The 19,233-nt window shown below is 48.2% G+C and carries 14 protein-coding genes; 3 read left to right on the plus strand and 11 right to left on the minus strand.

Going from position 1 to position 19,233, the window contains the following annotated elements; all coding sequences use genetic code 11:
- Positions 1 to 19: 19 nt before the first annotated feature.
- From DWZ61_RS10575 to DWZ61_RS10585, 3 genes are all read right to left on the minus strand, one after another.
- A complete protein-coding gene (locus DWZ61_RS10575) occupies positions 20 to 886 on the minus strand; it encodes a carbohydrate ABC transporter permease (RefSeq protein WP_242993539.1) in 867 nt (288 codons plus the stop codon).
- A 1-nt stretch (position 887) separates the two neighbouring features.
- Positions 888 to 1,898, minus strand: a complete 1,011-nt coding sequence (locus tag DWZ61_RS10580; protein WP_022313615.1) for a sugar ABC transporter permease — start codon at positions 1,896 to 1,898, stop codon at positions 888 to 890.
- Positions 1,899 to 1,990: 92 nt separating this feature from the next.
- Positions 1,991 to 3,442, minus strand: coding sequence for an ABC transporter substrate-binding protein (locus DWZ61_RS10585; protein ID WP_118538439.1), 1,452 nt, complete (start codon positions 3,440 to 3,442; stop codon positions 1,991 to 1,993).
- Positions 3,443 to 3,916: 474 nt separating this feature from the next.
- Here DWZ61_RS10585 and DWZ61_RS10590 point away from each other — a divergent pair, with 474 nt between their 5' ends.
- A complete protein-coding gene (locus tag DWZ61_RS10590) occupies positions 3,917 to 4,864 on the plus strand; it encodes an AraC family transcriptional regulator (RefSeq protein WP_118538441.1) in 948 nt (315 codons plus the stop codon).
- Here DWZ61_RS10590 and DWZ61_RS10595 read toward each other — a convergent pair.
- The 7 genes from DWZ61_RS10595 to pth form a co-directional block, all read right to left on the minus strand.
- Complete coding sequence (locus DWZ61_RS10595) at positions 4,812 to 5,831, minus strand: substrate-binding domain-containing protein (RefSeq protein ID WP_118538443.1); 1,020 nt, start codon at positions 5,829 to 5,831, stop codon at positions 4,812 to 4,814. The genes DWZ61_RS10590 and DWZ61_RS10595 overlap by 53 nt on opposite strands.
- A 111-nt stretch (positions 5,832 to 5,942) precedes the next feature.
- Positions 5,943 to 8,150, minus strand: coding sequence for an alpha-galactosidase (locus tag DWZ61_RS10600; protein ID WP_118538445.1), 2,208 nt, complete (start codon positions 8,148 to 8,150; stop codon positions 5,943 to 5,945).
- Between the two features lie 99 nt (positions 8,151 to 8,249).
- Entirely contained in the window at positions 8,250 to 8,888 is a 639-nt protein-coding gene (locus DWZ61_RS10605; protein ID WP_022313611.1) for an NUDIX hydrolase, read from the minus strand.
- 99 nt (positions 8,889 to 8,987) lie between these two features.
- Positions 8,988 to 9,653: a hypothetical protein gene (locus DWZ61_RS10610; RefSeq protein WP_117465744.1), complete on the minus strand. Its 666-nt coding sequence runs from the start codon at positions 9,651 to 9,653 to the stop codon at positions 8,988 to 8,990.
- Positions 9,654 to 9,885: 232 nt separating this feature from the next.
- Positions 9,886 to 10,920 carry a sugar kinase gene (locus DWZ61_RS10615; RefSeq protein WP_181968658.1) on the minus strand — a complete coding sequence of 345 codons (1,035 nt, stop codon included), beginning with the start codon at positions 10,918 to 10,920 and terminating at the stop codon, positions 9,886 to 9,888.
- Between the two features lie 341 nt (positions 10,921 to 11,261).
- Positions 11,262 to 14,828, minus strand: a complete 3,567-nt coding sequence (gene mfd, locus DWZ61_RS10620) for a transcription-repair coupling factor (protein WP_117568895.1) — start codon at positions 14,826 to 14,828, stop codon at positions 11,262 to 11,264.
- A gap of 26 nt (positions 14,829 to 14,854) precedes the next feature.
- Positions 14,855 to 15,427, minus strand: coding sequence for an aminoacyl-tRNA hydrolase (gene pth, locus DWZ61_RS10625; RefSeq protein ID WP_117465743.1), 573 nt, complete (start codon positions 15,425 to 15,427; stop codon positions 14,855 to 14,857).
- A 307-nt stretch (positions 15,428 to 15,734) separates the two neighbouring features.
- Between pth and DWZ61_RS20390 the strand changes: the two genes are divergently transcribed.
- Both DWZ61_RS20390 and DWZ61_RS10630 read left to right on the plus strand, forming a co-directional pair.
- Entirely contained in the window at positions 15,735 to 15,866 is a 132-nt protein-coding gene (locus DWZ61_RS20390) for a hypothetical protein (protein WP_279220499.1), read from the plus strand.
- A gap of 263 nt (positions 15,867 to 16,129) precedes the next feature.
- Entirely contained in the window at positions 16,130 to 16,624 is a 495-nt protein-coding gene (locus DWZ61_RS10630) for a QueT transporter family protein (RefSeq protein WP_118538447.1), read from the plus strand.
- Between the two features lie 71 nt (positions 16,625 to 16,695).
- Here the strand turns inward: DWZ61_RS10630 and DWZ61_RS10635 are convergent, their stop codons facing one another.
- Entirely contained in the window at positions 16,696 to 19,227 is a 2,532-nt protein-coding gene (locus DWZ61_RS10635; protein WP_118538501.1) for a hypothetical protein, read from the minus strand.
- Between the last annotated feature and the right edge of the window lie 6 nt (positions 19,228 to 19,233).

A 19,233-nucleotide genomic window follows, 5' to 3' on the forward strand; every position in this document is an offset into this window, starting at 1 on the left:
TTCCACACTCTCCTTTGTATTAACCCTTGACAGCGCCGGAGGTGATTCCACTGTAAATCTGTTTCTGACAGAGCAGGAATACGATCAATGCAGGCAGCAGAGACATCAGTACACCTGCACAGATCAGATTGTATTTGCTGCCAAGAGGTCCGGTGAAGGTATACAGGGAGGTTGCTACCACACCGAGAGTCCTCTTGTCCTGCAGATACAGACTGGCGCAATAATACTCGTTATATACGCCTACTCCCTTAAGCACCATCGAAGTTACGATAGCGGGCTTCAGAAGCGGAAGAATGATCTTCCAGTAAATGGTAAAATAGGAGGCTCCGTCAATAAATGCGGATTCATCCAACGATACCGAAATGTTTTCCATGAACTGGATGAAGATGTAGATGGAGATAACATCCGTACCCATACTCATAATGATATAACCATACAGATGATTGATAAATCCAAGGTTACTCATGATCTGGTACACAGATACCTGCATGGCAATTCCGGGAAGGAGGGTTGCGAACAGGAACAGGCTGCGGATCAGGCCGTTGCCGGGGAACTTGAATCGGTTCAGTACATAAGCGAGCTGTGTTCCCACCAGGACGGAGCCTAACAGTACAAATACCAGGATGATCGCTGAATTCAGATAGGCTCTGCCCATATTGGCACGGTTAAATGCATCAATAAAGTTCTGGAAGTTCAGCCAGCTTTCCGGCAGGGTCATAACATTGGTGCTCTGATATTCTGCATCGGTCTTGAATGCTGTGATGACACAGGATACAATAGGCAAAAGTGCCACGAAGGAGAAAAATACCAGGCTGAAATATTTAATGATGATCCAGATGACAGCGCCTGCGCTGTAATGTTTGTGGTTAGTTTTCATCTTTGCCATTTTACACTGCCTCCTTCTTCCATCTTCTCTCTCTTCTGAGCCGTTTTCTTCTGGTATATTCTTCATTATCCGCATCGGAGCTTCTAAATACCAGTTTGAAGAAAAGCTTTTGTAAAATTGTTGCTGCAAAAATGATCAGTAACAGTACCACCGCCATAGCAGACGCCAGACCTACCTGCTGGTTGGTATGTGCGATCTTGTCCATCAATACGAAGTAGGTTGCGGTTCCGCCGCCACCCTTGGTGATAACGTAGGGAGGATCGAAAGCACTCAGGGAACCTGTGATAGACAGGATCACGTTCAGCGTAACGATGGTCTTAATGCTGGGTAAGATAATATGTATAAACTGTTGGAATTTATTGGCACCGTCCAGCTCTGCTGCCTCGTACATCTCGGAGTCCACGGACATGATGGCACCGATGAAGAGTACCATGTTGTTGCCGTAATAACGCCATACCGAGGAAGCCACCAGAGAGATATTGTTAACGCTCTTGTCCTTCAGCCAGAACGGAAGACTTTCTAAGTTAAATCCACACCACTGTAATACCGTATCGAATACAAATCCTCTGGTGTAGAAGAATTTGAAGATAAATCCAATGGCAATACCACTGATCAGATAAGGGAAGAACATGAATCCCTTGAACATATTGCCAAACTTGGTCTTAAAGCTAAGGATCGTTGCCAGGTACAACGCAAGTACCAGCTGCACCATTGCGCCTGCCATGTAATAAAGGCTCAGCTTCAAAGCACTGAAGCATTCATCTTTCTTAAATACGTCGATGTAGTTCCGAAATCCTACAAACTGTCTTTTGTCTACCGGGGTAGCATATTTCATTTTATAAAAACTGAATTTTACCATCTCTCCAAAAGGAAGATAGGTGAACACGAACAGCAAAAGCAGGGGAATGATCATGAAGGACAGTATGACGATGGTCTGTTGTCCGTTCCTGCTCTTTACCCATTTTTTCATGCTGAAGGGTTTTTTTGTTTTCTTCATTGTCTCTGCACTCATCGAAATACCTCCATACCCTTCTCTCTTAGATAAGAGGGAACCGGATAAATGGTTCCCTCTCACTTCAGAAGATTAAATTAGTTACCTATTAATTACTGGATCTCTACACCACAGCTCTCCTGTGCGGAAGTCCACTCTTCGTTCCACTCGTCGATGATCTCATCATAGGTCTTGGAACCATCTGCTGCACACTCTACCAGCTCCTGCAGCTTGGTCTCACCGTTGTTGTTGATGTTAAGACCACTTTCAGCATTCAGCTCGTTTAACAGATCCTCTTCGCCTTCGATCGCAGGCTCATCCACTACAAAGTCGATACCCTTGAATGCTGCGTAGAAATCCGGTAATCTGGTATCCTTGATAGCAACGGGAAGTCCGCCGCAGTCATAGGAGAATCCGGATTCTTCTGTCATGAACTTAACGAAGCACAGAGCTGCTGCCTGATTGTCTTCGGTGGTGCTGGCATTGATACCAAAGCTGTAGTCAGGGCCTACAGATGCTGCCTGCTTACCGCTGGTCAGGGTAATAGGGAAAGGCATATAAGCGATGTCGTCAGCGTTGTCACCGGCTTCCTTCATCTGAGGAACTGCCCAGGAGCCAAGAACCATGCAAGCGATCTGACCATTGTTGATCATACCCTTACAACCTTCCCAGTCCGTGGTGGAGTAGTCTTCCTCGGTAAGGCCTTCAGCAACTGCATCGTACATTACTTTGTATACGTTGTAAGCGCCTGTTCCGTCGCCGGGATCAGCAAAAGGATTGGCTGTGTGCAGTAACTTCTGGTTCATATAAGTGCTGTCTCCGGTAGCACTGCCGCTGATAGCGGGATCCCACTGGCCGCCCATTGCCCAGCCAGCTGCGTAGTTGGTGTACAGAGGAATGATGGAGCTGTCATACTCTTTGATCTGCTTTAATGCTGCGATGAAATCTTCGGGAGTCTTAGGCATCTCAGTGATTCCTGCTGCTTCGAATACTGCCTTGTTATATACGATACCACCGCTAACACCTGCGGTGTAAGGAACACCGTATACAGTGCCTTCGTACATCTGGTTGTAGTAGTTCAGCTGTCCGTCCATCTCGGTAGTAGTTCCAAGAGGAAGGAAGTATGTGCTTAAGTCAGCCTTGTCAACTGCGGGGATAAACATAACATCGCCCCAGTCACCACCCTGCAGACGAAGCAGCGTATCACTTGCATAGTCGGTGATACCTTCAATATCAACAGTGATGTTGGGATACATCTCGTTGAATGCATCAATGTAAGTCTGGAAAGGAACTGCTGCGCCGTCCTCTAACAGGTCGGTACGGTTAGTCAGGACCTTAATGGTCGTGGTAATGTCGGTGTAATCCTCACCCAAAGTAAGCTCTGCGTAATTCAGGCTGGTAACCTCTGCAGGTGCTGCAGCCTCGCTGGAAGCTTCTGCAGTTGCGGGAGTGGTGCTTGCTACAGAACTCTCAGCGGCGCCGCCGTTGTCTGTGCTTCCACATGCTGCCATAGACAGTGCCATGACTGATGCTGTGGAAAGAGCTAAAAACTTTTTCATCTTCATAAGAAATCCTCCTAGTTTTCCGAAGGAAAATCCGAGTCCTCTGACGAGGAGAGGATTTAGCCTCCTTGTTTTTTGCTATATTTGATAGCGTTTACTGTTTTGTAACTTAATTTAATTATACATAATCATATTAATTAATCATCAACTATTCTTGTTTTTAATCTCTTATTCTTGCTATTTTCGTTATTATCTTCTATTTTCACAAGTTCTATGCCTATGTTTTGTACATATTATACAATTAAAGTAATTAATTTGAATTAAATTAGCTGATTTAATTAACTAATTTTGTTTTCTTTGCATCCTTTGTCATTGAAACAGCTTAAATAATGGCTTATAATGTATTTAAGCTTAATTAATTTTTTCAAAAAAGCATGTTTCTAGTGTGAAAAATAAATTCTTCACATGAAGTTTTGTTCCTGCACAAGCTGCTAAAGCAGCCGAAGTTTGAAGATTGCGGAAAGGCAAGGTTTTTGTATGAACATTTCCACCACTTTTCTCAATGCATTGAGGCACACTTCCTCCGATGTGGAGGGGCAGCGTTCCCCGGAAATCCTGCTGGGGCAGATCTATAAAGTATCCCTGGAAGACAAGAGCTTTTTACTGCCCCTGGCCGGTGGAGAATTCCGGCTCTCGGATCCTTTCTATTATGAATGGAACCCTTTTCCCTCATATCTGCTGCTTTACACCTTAGAGGGCAGTGCCGTCCTTACTACCCTGGGCAGCGAGGTGGTCCTGGATCACGAGCATCTGTTGTTCTTAGATTGCAGCCAGGGGTTCTCTCTCCGGCTGTTGCAGGGAAAGTGGCGTTTTCAGATGTTTTTCTTAAGTGGAGCGGAGCTTTCTTCTTATTATAGCATATTTCAGGCTGCTTTTACCTGTTGTTACCCGATTCCCATCGGCTCCTGCGTTTCACAGCGGATGCAGCAGCTGACCAAATTTTCATTCACCCCGACTCCTGCAGAGCAGATACAGCTTCACCGGGAGCTGACCGACATGTTCGTAGAACTGATGCTGTCCGCCCTGTCCGTCTCCCGGGATGTGAAGCCCATTCCTTCTTATCTGCTGTCCATGAAAGCGGATTTTGAGGAAAACTATGCTGAAAATCACTCTTTGGAATACTTTGAGCAGACTTTGGGCATCAGCCGCTACCGTCTGTGTCGGGAATTCTCCGCTACATTCCATACTTCCCCGCTGCAATATCTTCAAGGGAAAAAAATAGAAGCAGCAAAATCACTGCTCCTATCTACGGATAATCCAATTCACGAGGTGGGGGCTATGGTAGGCATCGACAATACCAATCATTTCATCCACCTGTTCAAAAAGCACACCGGTGTCACACCCTTCGTCTACAGGCAGAATGCACCGCAGTCTATACGTGAGACACACTGTCCTTCAGTACCAGTCGGCCTTCCACCACGGTAACTCCGGACTTATAATTATCACTGGTGATCTTCTTGATCATATTATGAAGGGCTCTTCTCGCCATCTCTCCCATATCTACTTCATACGTAGTAATGCGGATGTCGCTGAGGCCGGGATACAGGTAGTTATCAAAACCTACCACGGAAATATCCTCCGGCACACGGTATCCGTTCTCTCTCAGCTTCTTGATGAGTAAGCTGGCGGTCAGATCGCAGTTGCATACGAAGGCCGTGGGCATATCCTTGGGAATCTGCAACATATTCACCGTATCGATCTTGCCGGTCTCAATATGACGGTCATCCAGCACCCATTCTCTCTTTTGTTCCAGCCCCAGTTCCAGCAATGCTTTCTGGTAACCGAAATAACGATCCGTGATACTCTCGGTGGCAAGTAAAGTTCCCACATAAGCAATTTTGCGATGTCCCATCCGATACAGATAGTAGGTCAGCTCATAGGTTCCGTAGTAGCTGTTGGAGATCACAGAGTCACTGGCTTCCCTTCCGTTATAATAATCCAGATAGATCACCGGGATCCCGGCTTCTGTATTCAGATGCTGCAGGTAAGTATCCATCATCTTACCGATAACGATAATGCCATCCACCTTGCGTTCCTGTACCAGCTTCGGCATTCTGCCGTTCTCTTCCTCTGACATTCCGATGACCTCCAGCATGGTAAAGCATTCCTTTGCCGTGGCTCTGGTAGCTACCACCTGGTACATCTGCCAGTAAAACGATTCATATTTATCAAGGAATCTCTCAGAGATCAGAATACCGATATTGTAGCTCTTCTGGTTCTGACTTTTTCTTGCCGCTGACGGCTGCTGATAACCCAGTTCCTCCGCAATACTGCGGATCTTCTCCCGGACTTCCTCGCTGACACCCTTTTGTCCGGACAATGCCTTGGACACTGTTACTGTGCTGACTCCAACTCTCTCTGCGATATCTGCTAATTTTACTGCTTTTGCCATAATCTTGTACTCCTTATCGCTGTTTTTTACACATTTCCCGATAAATCGTCAATTATACTTCCATATTAGATTTCTAAAAATCGTTTGTCAAGGCATGTCACTGCCTTAATTTTACACCTCGGTCAGGTGGATCAGCCTGCTGCGATAGTCCCCCCACAAAGGTGCCACCAATAATCCCGCCTGCATCAGCACATCACCGCCAGAGACTTCCCCTGTCTCCTCGATACGGTACTGCTTCTCCGGTGCCAGTCCTTTCAGACGTACTCTTCTGCTGTGGAAGTTGGGCCGGGAAAGTACCTGTACATAGGTTACCAGTGCCTCTGTCCGATCCTTGGAGGCTACCATGTAACAGTCGTAGTTTCCATTTTCCAGGAAAGAGGCGATCCGGTAATAGTCCCCTCTGCGGATCAGATCGTTGTATTTGTGATACATGGCGGTCTGTGCGGGAATCTGCTGTCTGTCCTCCTCCGGGATCTTCGTGATATCCAGTTCGTAGCCAAAGGTGCCTGCCAGCGCCACATGCCCTCTGGTCTCGAAAGGTGTCACTCTGCCCACCGTATGATTCGGGCAGTCCGACACATGGGCGCCCATGGTGGACAGCGGATACAATAACATTGTTCCTTCCTGGATCTTCAACCGCTCGATGGCATCCATATCATCGGAGCACCAGATCTGCGGACTGTAATACAACATACCTGGGTCGAATCTCGCTCCGCCACCGGAACAGTTCTCCAGAAGCAGATGAGGGAATTCTGCCAGCAGTCTCTCCTGCAGTTCATAGACTCCCAGCACATATCTGTGATACAGTTCACCCTGACGGTCTGCGGGCAGTTCCACGCTTCCCAGATCCGACAGTTGCCGGTTCATATCCCATTTTACATATTCGATATTGGCGCTGTGCAGCACTGCCGCCACGCTTTCAAAGGCATGGTCTCTGACTTCCTTACGGGACAGATCCAGAACATACTGGTTCCGGCATAAGCTGCCTGCCCGTCCCGGAATGGCGATGGCCCAATCGGGATGCTCTCTGTACAGATCCGAATCCGGGGAGATCATCTCCGGCTCAAACCAGATACCAAACTTCATTCCCAGAGCATTGACCTGATCCACCAGAGGCTTCAGGCCTCCCGGAAGCTTCTGTTCATTGACCTTCCAGTCACCCAGGCTGGTACTGTCATCGTTACGGTGTCCGAACCAGCCGTCATCCATGACCAGCATCTCAATGCCGAGCTTTGATGCCTGCTTTGCAATCTTTAATAATTTATCGGTGTTAAAATCAAAGTACGTAGCTTCCCAGTTATTGATCAGAATCGGACGCTTTTTATCCCGGTATTCTCCACGGATCAGATGCTCGCGGTACATATCATGATAATGATGTGTCATACCGCTAAGCCCCTCTGAAGAATAAGTCATTACTACTTCGGGCGCAGCAAAGCTTTCTCCCTGCTCCAGCTTCCATACAAAATTCTCCGGATGGATCCCCATAGTCATACGGATGGAGTCGAACTGTGACAGCTCTGCCTGTGCCAGAAAATTGCCGGAGTATACAAAGTGCATACCGTAGACTTCACCGGCATCCTGCGTGGCATCCGCAGAAAGCAGTGCGATAAAGGGATGCTCCTGATGGGAAGATTCTCCCCGCACGGAGCCAACACTCTGTTTGCCGTGCATCAGACTTCTTCTCTCCATCTGGCGCTCTCTCCCCCAGGAGCCGTGCAGCGTAAGAATGTCATACTTTTCATCCGTGCCGTCCAGATCCAGACAGGCAGACATAACTTTTGTCACATAAATAGGCTGCCCTGCCGTATTTTTCAGGATCACACTGCGGGTGATCACATCTTCCTCTTCAAATGTAGTATAGATCAGGTCTGCAGCCAGACCGATGACCGGATCCGCCAGATGTAGGATCAGGGTATCGCAGTCCTCATCCCCCGGAAATGTGGAAGGAAGTCCCGGCAGTGCCGGCTTCTCCTTTACGATCTCATGAGAGACATACTGTAACTGCACTCCTACATGTCCCTGTGCTGTCCGCACGGAAATGGCGCTTTCTCTGTAATCTCCCAGACCGTTTCCCGGATATTCCATGGGGAAAGAATCCAGAAATGACACACGCTCTCTGTTATTCTGTGACGGAACGAAGGGTGCTTCTCCCATACGCAGCAAATATACCGGTGCCGGTGTATTCTCGGTATACTGCAATTTCTGACCGTAATATACGTGTCCCACAAAATTCTCCTGATCTACAATTGCCAGAAGATAGCTGGTGTGTTCCGTGTCCAACCAGAAGGTTCTGTCCTGTTCGATGTATCTGATTGCCATAATTTACCTCTTCCTTTATAAAAATTAATAACCAATAGCCGTTTTCACAATATCGGTTCTTCCGGGCATTTCCGAATAATAAATCGCCCAAGGGTTCTGTCACAAATATAAAAAAGCAAACGGTGCTTCCGGTTCTGTCTTCAAAAACTGCATCAGCATCAGTCCACAGCGCATGGACACCCGTTCTTCCCGCAGGATACGAAGTACTTCCTGTCTGTCTGCCAGGATCACCTGAATATCCTCGGTATTTTCCATCTGCTGTCCCACATTCTCTGTCACGGTTCCGAAAATCATGCTGCCGCTCTCGTCTGTCAGCCCCTGTGCCAGGAAAAATCCTCTTCGGAAAGCCGGTTCTCCGCCTTCGTAGACTTCCAGTTTCCAGCCGGTCTCCTCGATCATTTCCCGACAGGCGGCCTCCGAAGCGGTCTCCTCCGGCTCGATCAGTCCCGCCGGCAATTCATACAGATAATCATTCACGGGATACCGGTACTGACGCACCAGCACCAGTTTCTCTCCGTCCTCTGTCACTGCGTAGACCGCCATGCCCTCGGGGCGCATACTGTGGGTCTTGTGTTTGATATTGTTTTCATCATTTCGGGACGCAAAATAATAATGAAACGGTGTTCCGTCCCGTCCCAGGGCATCAATGTGATACAGGTTCAAAAACGGATTGTCCGTCTGTTTCTCGATTCCCCGATAGTGTTTTCTGTCATTTCCTTTTGCGTCCATGTTTTCCATGCCCTATTTATACTCCATGTCTTTCTGTTCCCATCGTGCTCTGTCATCCACGTTCCCACAGCGCATCATCTGCCGCAGGCGCAGGCAGCCGTGACGGAACTACTGTAGGATCTCCTCCAACAGTGCCACTGCCAGCTCCGGATTCTTCATGCCATCCGCCAGCCCCACGGCTGCGGTCTCCTGATACCATCCGGTCTTCCTTACCCATTCGTTGTTCTCCAGCCGGATCCCTGCCACAATCGTTTCTCCCGTCATGGTGTGCACCGTGATCTGCTGATCCTCGTATTGGGCCAGCAGTTCCTCCGGCAGATAATCCCGCAGGTCCGCCAGATAATCCGTGCCGCCCATGAGCTTCAAAAACTCTTCGTCAGAAAAAAACACATCCACCGACCGGGTCATGAACAATACCTGGATCGTGCTGAGATTCGTGGAATCCACATCGGAATCCGAGTTGGGATCGATCCAGATCGTATAGTTTAAGTTGACCACATCCCGTTTGGAAGTCACACCGTGCTCCCGCAGGAAATCCGTAAAATAATCCGGACCGGTGGCTTCGATGTGCTCTCCGTCCGTATTCACTGCCATGACTCCCATGACGAAGCTGGTCTTGGTGGCAAAATGTACGATCAGGAAAATAACAACAGCAATCCCCGCTGCCACACCTATGGTGATCCACAGGTAATAATCTATAAAATACTGCCATTTCTCGGCAGGAGACAGTTCTTTCCGTTGCTCTTTCTGCCGGATACGATCTTCCTTTTCCAAGTTGCTGTCTCCCTTCCGTTTCTCAAATCTTCCGTCTGATAATATCCTGCTTTTAGTAATATATCAGTCTTTAGTATATCAAACTAATTTAACCTTGTATAGCAGACTTTTTAATATATTTTAGGCTCAATTTTGTTAAAAATAAACAGAAAAAGCCCTGCCATGCACTTAAATTAACATGGCAGAGCTTTGTGTTTTCTATTTGTTCGATCAGATAAGAAGGGGAAATGCTTTAGCGGTCCATCTCCGCAATACGTCCGGTGGACTTGTGCTCCTTGATGATCCCCTGGATCTCCTTTAAGTCGGTGCACAGCAGGTCACCGGGGATGGTGTTCTTAAGTGCGCTGATGGCATTGCCATATTCCAGTGCTCTCTGATACTCACCGGAATGTGCCAACAGTCCGTACAGGACACCGGAGATATAAGCGTCACCGCTTCCGATGCGGTCTACGACTTCGATATCGGTGTAAGGTGCTTCCTCATAATAGGTATCATCCTTGGCACTGTAGATAATGGAGCCGAAGGTATGACGCTTCGGGCTATGTACAATACGCTGTGTGGATGCCACGATGGAGATCGGATACTCCTCCGTGAAGCTCTTCATAATGCTCTTGGCATCGCCTTCCTTCAGGAAGGTCAGACGCGCCGTGTCCTCGGAGCAGAAGAAGATGTCCACATAAGGCAGAATGGATTCGATGCATTCCTTCGCCTCAGCACCGGTCCACAAGTTCCCACGGAAGTTCACATCAAAGGAGATGATGGCTCCCTGTGCCTTGAAACGCTTGATCATCTCAACAGCGGTTGCTCTCAGCTCGGGGCTCAGCGCCAGTGTAATGCCGCTGGTATGGAAACAGCGGGTATCGCTGTAGATCTTGTCATCATAGTCATCAACGGTCAGCTTGTTGATGGAGGTATTCTTACGGTCATATACAATACGGGGCTTTCTGGGGTAAGCACCATTCTCATAGTAGTACACGCCCAGTCTGGCATCCTTGTCATCATCGTATACCAGATAGTCATCGCTGACACCGCAGAGACGTACACGGTTCTTGATATATACACCCAGGTCATTGGCCGGAAGCTTGGAAATGATACCGCAGCGCAATCCCAGCATTGCCGCACCGGTAATGGCATTCAGTTCTGCGCCTCCTGCCTGCTTGCTGAAGCTGTCGCCTCTGGTAATACGCTCATTGTCGGGCGGTGATAATCTCAGCATGATCTCTCCCAGGGAGAGCAGGTCAAATTCCTTCTTCTCAGTCAGTTCCATAATATAAACTCCCATCTGCATATTTTGCCAAATGCTTTATCAGAATTTCACCGCTACTCCTTACAGTGCAGCATTGAAACCCCTTACATTTTTCTTTACATTTGTACTATATCACATATACACAGCCCCGGTAAAGACACTGGACATTAATTAAAAATTTAACGAATCCACATATTCAAAATAATCATCCTCGCTGGCAAATAAGATATATTCATTCTCCACATATCCCATATATCCGCTGGCAGTCACATATCCTTTCATAAAAAATACCTCCTTATCAGAATCCTTTCGTTCCCTGTTCTGATAAAAAGGTATCATTTTTAAAGTCCCATAAAACTCTCTTAATTATTCTGAACCGGCTCTGTTTCCAGCACCAATTCTTTCATTTCTTCCAATAATTCCTCGGTTCTGCCCATCAAAAGCTCCGCATCGGTCTCCACCAGTCCCGTCTTTTTATACTTATAGGTAAAAAACGGATTGCCGTAAGCGGTAAAGCTTAATTCGTCCTTATGCTTTTTCAGGAAATCCGGAATCTTGCGGGGATCGATCTTCGCATCCGGCCGGAAGTTGAAGGTAATGCGTTCGTTCTTGCCCTTGATCTCCGTCATGTCCAGACCGTGGGCCGCCATACGGATCAGGGCGATCCGCAGCAGATTGTCCACTGCCTTGGGGATGTTGCCGAAGCGGTCCAGCAACTCATCCTTCATGTCATCCCGTTCTTTTATCGTCTCGATGCCGGCGATCCGTTTGTAAATATCCAGCTTCTGTGTCTCGTTGACAATGTATTCCGCCGGAATGTAAGCATCCACATCCAGATCGATCACCGTAGCGAAATCCACTGCCGTATGAATGCCCTTCAGGTTCTGCACCGCTTCGTTCAGCATCTTGCAGTACAGGTCATATCCCACGGCCTCCATATGTCCGTGCTGACTTAATCCCAGCAGATTACCGGCGCCGCGGATCTCCAGATCACGCATGGCGATCTTGAAGCCGCTGCCCAGATCCGTAAATTCCTTGATGGCCGCCAGCCGCTTTTCCGCCACTTCTTTTAACATCTTATCCCGCTTGTACATCAGAAAAGCATAGGCATTCCGGTTGGAACGCCCCACACGGCCTCTGAGCTGATACAGCTGGGACAATCCCAGATTGTCCGAATCGTGGATGATCATGGTGTTGACATTGGAAATATCCAGTCCGGTCTCTATGATGGTGGTGGACACCAGCACATCGATCTCTCCGTTAATGAAATCAAACATGATCCGCTCCAGTTCGTGTTCCTTCATCTGTCCATGGGCGTATGCAACGTTGGCTTCCGGCACAAGCTTTGCGATCTGTGCCGCGATATCCGCAATATTGTTCACCCGATTGTAGACATAGTAGACTTGTCCGCCCCGGGCCATTTCCCGGACAATGGCCTCTCTCACCAGTTCGTCATTGTATTCGCAGACAAAAGTCTGGATCGGCAGTCGGTCATTGGGGGCCTCCTCCAGCACGCTCATATCCCGGATACCGATCAGGCTCATATGCAGTGTCCGGGGAATGGGGGTTGCCGTCAGGGTCAGCACGTCCACGTTTTCTTTTAATTTCTTGATCTTCTCCTTATGGGCCACACCGAAACGCTGTTCCTCGTCAATGATCAGCAGACCCAGATCCTTGAACTTCACATCCGCAGATAATACTCTGTGGGTACCGATCACGATATCCACCATGCCCTTTTCCAGATCCTTCACCGTCTTTTTGATCTCCGATGGCGTACGGAAACGGCTCATCAATGCGATGTTGATGGGAAAATCCTTCATTCTCTGCACAAAGGTGTTGTAATGCTGCTGTGCCAGAATGGTGGTGGGCACCAGATAGACCACCTGTTTTCCCTCCTGCACAGCCTTGAAAGCGGCCCGGATGGCGATCTCGGTCTTGCCGTAGCCCACATCTCCGCAGATCAGGCGGTCCATGATCCGATGGCTTTCCATATCCGCCTTGGTGTCCGCGATGGCATTCAGCTGATCCTCTGTCTCTTCAAAGGGGAACATTTCCTCGAACTCCCGCTGCCACACCGTATCTTTTCCAAAAGCATAGCCCTCGCTCTGCTGTCGGACAGCGTATAATTCCACCAGATCCTTCGCCACGGCGCTGACGGCACTGCGTACCTTCGTCTTGGTGTGTTCCCATTCCTTGCCGCCCAGTTTGTTCAGCTTCGGCTTCTTCGCTGCATCGGCGGAGGCGTACTTCTGGATCACATCCAGTCCGGTGGCCAGAATGTACAGATTGCCGCCGTCCCGGTATTCGATCTTGAGGTAATCCTTGACGACCTTGTCTACCTCTACCTTCTCGATGCCCTTATAGATGCCCAGTCCGTGGGTCTCATGTACCACATAATCCCCGATCTTCAGGTCGTTGAAATCATTGATCTTCTGCCCCTGATAGAGCTTTTTCTTCTTTTTCTTACGCTTCTCCGCTCCGAAAATATCACTCTCGGACAGCACCACGAATTTCAGCCAGGGATACTCAAAGCCCTTGTTCACATGCCCGTAATAGGTCAGGATCTCTCCCGGCTGTACTTCCCTCATGGGGTCTTCTGTGTATACTGCTGTCAGTCCGGCATCCTCGGTGTTCCGCAGATCCTCCGCCAGACGTCTGGCTCTGGTACGGGAACCGGACAACAGCAGCACCCGGTAGCCGTTCTTTTTATATTTTTTCAGATCCTTGACCAGTGCTTCAAAGCTGTTGTTATAAGGGGCGATGTTGCGGGCAGCAATATCCACATGCATTTCTTTCTTGAAATATCCGTACTTGGTCTCCATGGTAGCCAGGGTCACCACGGCATTTTTCTCTAAAGTAGCCGCTACCTGTTCCCCACTGTAGAGAATGTTCATCTGTCCCGGCAGCACATAACCTTTTCTGGCACGTTGTTCCATGCTCTCCCGGAATTCCAGTTCGATGGCATCCGCCTGTTCCTTCACTCTCGCCGGTTCATCGATGTAGAAGACAAGAGAACGCCCCGCCATATCTGACAGCAGTTCCGGCATGGTTACCGTATTTTCATAAAAATAACGGATGTAGCCTTCCAGATTGATCTTACTCTGGAACTCCAGCAGCTGCTCTTTCAATTCGCTGACCTGTGTGGCGATCCTGTGGGCTTCCTCCGGCTGGTGGGCATCCCGGAAGATTTTTTCCTGTTTGTCTGCTTCTTTTTCAAGCTTACTGATGCCCTTGCGGATCTGCTCTTCCGACAGTACAAACTCTGTGGCCGGGTAGACAGTGATGCTTTCCAGCTTCTCAATGGAACGCTGGCTCAGGATGTCGAAGCTGCGGATGGACTCCACCTCATCTCCCCACAGTTCGATACGATAGGGGTTTTCCTCCGTCAGATCAAAGATATCCACAATGCCGCCACGGATGGAGAACTGCCCCGGGCTTTCCACCTGATAGGCTTTCTCATATCCCATAGCCACCAGTCTGGATGCCAGTTTGCTCTCGTCCAGACTGCCGCCCCGCTCGGTGCGGATGATGTCTTTCTCCTCCCACAATACCTGCGGTGTCATCAGTGCCGCATAGGTGGTAACAATGGTGACCGGCTTACCCTCCACGACTCTGCGCAGGGTCTTGATCCGCTTCTGCACCAGCTGATTGCCGTGGATATCCGCCTGGAAAAAGATCAGGTCCTTCGCCGGATACAGCATGACATTTCTGTCATAAAAGCGGTATTCCTCGTAGATCTCTTTGGCCTTTAAGTCACTATAAGTAACGATGACCTTGTATTTCAGGCCATCGCTGAGTCCGTAGATCATATGAAGTTTCTGGGAGTCCACACAGCCGGACAGAGCTACGGTTCCTTTTCCCTGTCTGGTCACTTTCCGGATCTCATCATATTCCGCCAGTTCTTTCAGTGGCGCAATCAGTGCCTGCATCGCTTTTTCCTCTTACTATACAACCGTTACGCTTTCTTACTGTTAAAATGGTTCATGGCTGCATCCGCATTCTCAGTGATGATCATACGGATAGCTTCTGCTGCGGTCTTCGCCGCTTCGTCCATGATGCTTCGTTCCTCCGCCGGAAAATGTCCCAGCACGTAGTCTGCCAGATCGAAATTCTTCGGCTTCTCTCCCACGCCCATACGCACGCGGATAAAAGTATCATGCCCTAACATTTTGATGATATTCTTGAGGCCGTTATGGCCACCGGCGCTGCCTTTTTTGCGGATACGGATCTGTCCCACATCCAGACTGATATCGTCGGAGATCACGATCAGTTCCGCGGTGTCATCCACCTTGTAATAATCCACGATCTCCCGGATGCTCTCACCGCTCAGATTCATGAAAGTCTGGGGCTTCGCCAGGATCACCTTCTGTCCGGCCACATAGCCCTTGCCGATCAGCGCCTTATGCTTACTCTCCATGACGGCGATATTTTCTTCCTCTGATAATCTGTCTATGACATCAAACCCGATATTATGTCTGGTATTTTCATATTCTTTGCCTGGATTTCCCAACCCTGCGATAATATACATAGCTTTCTCCTTACTTCCTTGCAATCAATGCACTATCCTATATTTTCGCATTTTTATGTGGAAAATGCAACTATTGGTTATTTTGCACAAATTTTATTTTCGGGAAAACAGCCAATTTCCGCATGGCATATTTCGTTACTTATTTTCCGAATCTAAAGTATCTATTCCCGGCATTGTATTTTATAATAATAGTGGAGTGTTACCAAAACGGTAAGCGGTTCACCTTTCGCCAAAATGATGACATTTTGAGAGCTTCCAGTATTATTGGAGGTGATACAGATGGGAAATCTATTGAAAGGTACATAAGATGCTGGAAACAATGGTAGGCATTGTCGGTATTGTTGTTACGATCATCAGTATCATCGTAACGCTTATCAGTATCGTACAGACTGCACGGAAACATAAACATCAAAAAAGCAACCGCCCTCGCCAGGAATAGGTTGCTTTCTTGATCTGTAACTAAAAACCAGGTGAACCGTTGCTGTACGGTAACACTCTTTTCTTTTATTATTATCTTAACACTCTCTTTTGATTTCGTCAATAAAATTCACCATTTACAAAAATCCTTGTACCCGGGCTTGACTTTTTCCGGAATACTGATATACTGATAAGGCTGAAACGCCCTGAAATCAAGGCTTTTCGGAAATCCATTCGTGTGTTCGGGACCTTCCACACGTAAATAAAAACTAAAGGAGAAAACAAATGAACAAGAAAGTACTGTACCTCGTACACGGAGCGGTGATTGCTGCTCTCTATGTTGTGCTGACCATGTTAGCCAACGCTCTGGGACTGGCAAATTATGCCATTCAGGTCCGCTTCTCGGAAGCCCTGACTATTCTTCCCGTATTTACCCCTGCTGCCATACCGGGACTTTTCCTGGGATGTATCATCAGCAATACCATGACCGGCTGTATGCTGCTCGACATTATCTTCGGCAGTCTCGCAACCCTGATCGGTGCCTTCGGCACATATCTGCTGCGTGATAAGAACAAATGGCTGGCTCCCCTGCCTCCCATCATCGCCAACACCATCATCGTTCCTTTCGTGCTGGCTTATGTGTATCATTTAGAGGGTAGCATTCCTTATTTCATGCTGACTGTGGGTATCGGTGAGATCATTTCCTGCGGAGTGCTCGGCATGCTGTTACGCACCGTGTTACAGAAATACCGCAAATACATTTTTGACGTACAGAAATAAGCGGTCATCCCGCCAAAAAGGCGTCCGGATCCTTTCACAGGTTCCGGGCGCCTTTTGCTGTCCACTTGTATTTAATTATCTATTTTCATATAGGAAATAAAATGATTGCCGTTCTCCGCGAACCATGTTGTAGCATCGTTCATTCCCTTTTTGTACAACTTTCCGGTGGACGGCTCCATGATGACAACGTTGAATTCATTAAATCCGGTCACCAGCACCGCCTCGCCATCCTCCAGGATCGCCAGTACCGGAATATCCTGATTCACATAATACAGTACCGCATCCAGACTACAGCCGCTCAGATCCAGTACCTGTACGCCTGTCATATTTTCTTCCAGAATCTGTATTGCCGTCTTGCCCTGCGCCAGGTCATATTCGGTGTTGCGGGTGATTCCGGCATGCCGCAGGATATTGTCCAGACATACCGTCAGGCTGTTCTTCTGGTCCGTGACACTTTCTTCCTTGATTGCCATGATCTGGTTCCTGCTGACACGATTGCCCTTCAGCCATACCGTAATTCCTCGGTCGTTCGCAACAACCCCGGCGGAATCGTAGGCTTCCTTCACCGCTTTCCCGGGAGCACTGTAAATGCCCTGTACCCCATAAGCATTGTATACATAATATCTGGAAACTTCGCTGACCGCATCCAGTGTCAGTTCTCTTCCGCCCTCAAATACGACCTCCTTCGGATTCAGCACCTTGATAGTCTTGGTATCAATGGTTGTCTTGGTCTGTATCTGCACATATCTCTCATAAATATCAATATCCGCTGTGACTACTTTATTCTGTCCCGGCTCTTCTTCCACATTGTTCATGATCTGGTCATCCAGGATCTCCTGATAGCTGCCGTTCTCAGAACGCTGTATTCTCGACAGGGTGATCTGATTGCCCTCGATGGCGCAATCCACGATGTAGATGCCATCCTGTCCGTATTCCTTCAGATTATCTCCGGAAGAATTGCTGATGCAGACCTTATACATGGGGTAAAAGATCTGTCCGGAATTCTCTGTCCGGATGTCGCTCTCCCTGGCCACGCCGTAGATAATATCTTCTCCCATGAAGCCAAGCGGCCGGATAGCCTCACCGTCCTCCGCCCGGATCACTGTCTGTTCTCCGGTATTCAGATTCCGGACATTCAGCTGGTTGCTGTGGTTGATGTCATCCCCTTCCTGCCATACGATGATCTCATGGTTCTCCGATACCTGAAGGCTGTCATCCTGTCTTATACTTACCAGCTGTTCAGCGCTGCGATTCTCCAGATCCACATCATAGACACCGTTTTCCAGGAAAAAATATACATGTTGCTGTCTGTTCCGGTACAGCAGCTGTTCCATCTCATCCTTCAGCACCGCATAGCTCTTGGAATATGGGATATAGACTTCTTCCTCGATCGTATTCAGCGAATTGTCATAGCTGATGATCTGAATGCCGGTCTCTCCCTCATGTCTTCCGCGATTCATGTAACCATACACGGCAAATTTCACATTACCGCCCTCGTCTACATCCAGAATCTTGATGCCATGATTGTCATACAGAGTCCGCCGGTCGGCATTATCTTTATCATAGAAGGAGAAGATCACTGTCAGTCCGTTGGTAGCCGCATTATAGCTGAGTAACTGCCCCATATCGGAGAACACCACGGTATTGCCATCCGCGCTCTCCATCATATCCACATTTTCATCCGTGATTCCCAGAAGGATCTTGTCATTGGCATACATCCGGGTAGTATCCGGGATCTGTGTCATGGTACGCTCATAATCCAGCAGATACATTCTCTCCGAAGTATATCTGACTCTGTAATACTCTTCGACATTGTAGTATATCTTATTTTTGCCCTCTCCAGTGGATACCACAAAATCCATCAGCAGAGAGGCCACATTCCCACTGATCTGTGTCAGCCGGATGGAAGCCGCGTCCTCCTGGACCGGTTCCAGACTGCCCCAGGTGATCTGCTGAAAGCTGCTGTGAATATTCACTTTATGAAAAGTGCCGTTATCTGTCAGCTTGGAATTCGGTTCCAGATATTTCGTCAGTTCCTTGGCCACTTCCTTGTCGTATAATTTTCCGTGGAAATCTGTCGCAAATTCCAGGATTTCCGAAATATGCACATCATCATTCCATAAAATAGTCGTATAATAATATACCTTCTGTTCCCCTTCCAGTTCCAGGATCAGGGTCAGACTGTATTGTGTATTCGTGTCGATCAGGTCTTTTAACGTAAGGGAAACGGAAAAGCTTTTCCCATTTGCCTTCCATCCGGTGACTTCACTGTTCTCGATCAGCCGGCTGCCGTCGATGCTGCGAACCTCTGTCGAGATCCCCGTAATTTCTCTTCCGAACGTATCCACGGTGAAATTCGCCTGTCTGCCCTCCCCCAGCAGAGTAATGCAGTCCTTCTGGTAAGCCACATCCATCTCCACGGTATTTCCGTGCAGTTCATTGCATGCCACACCGCCGCTTTCCATGGTGATCATAGGCAGAGTGGCCGGAGCCATCTCCATGGTCATATTGTTATGTCCCTGATTCATAATGCTGCCGATGATCAGTGCTGATGCCAGAAATACTACAACACACACGGCAATTCTAATGATCGTTTTCTTCATTCTTGA

Origin of the sequence: Clostridium sp. AF34-10BH (assembly GCF_003478095.1) — a bacterium.
GTDB classification, from domain to species: Bacteria; Bacillota; Clostridia; order Lachnospirales; family Lachnospiraceae; genus Acetatifactor; species Acetatifactor acetigignens.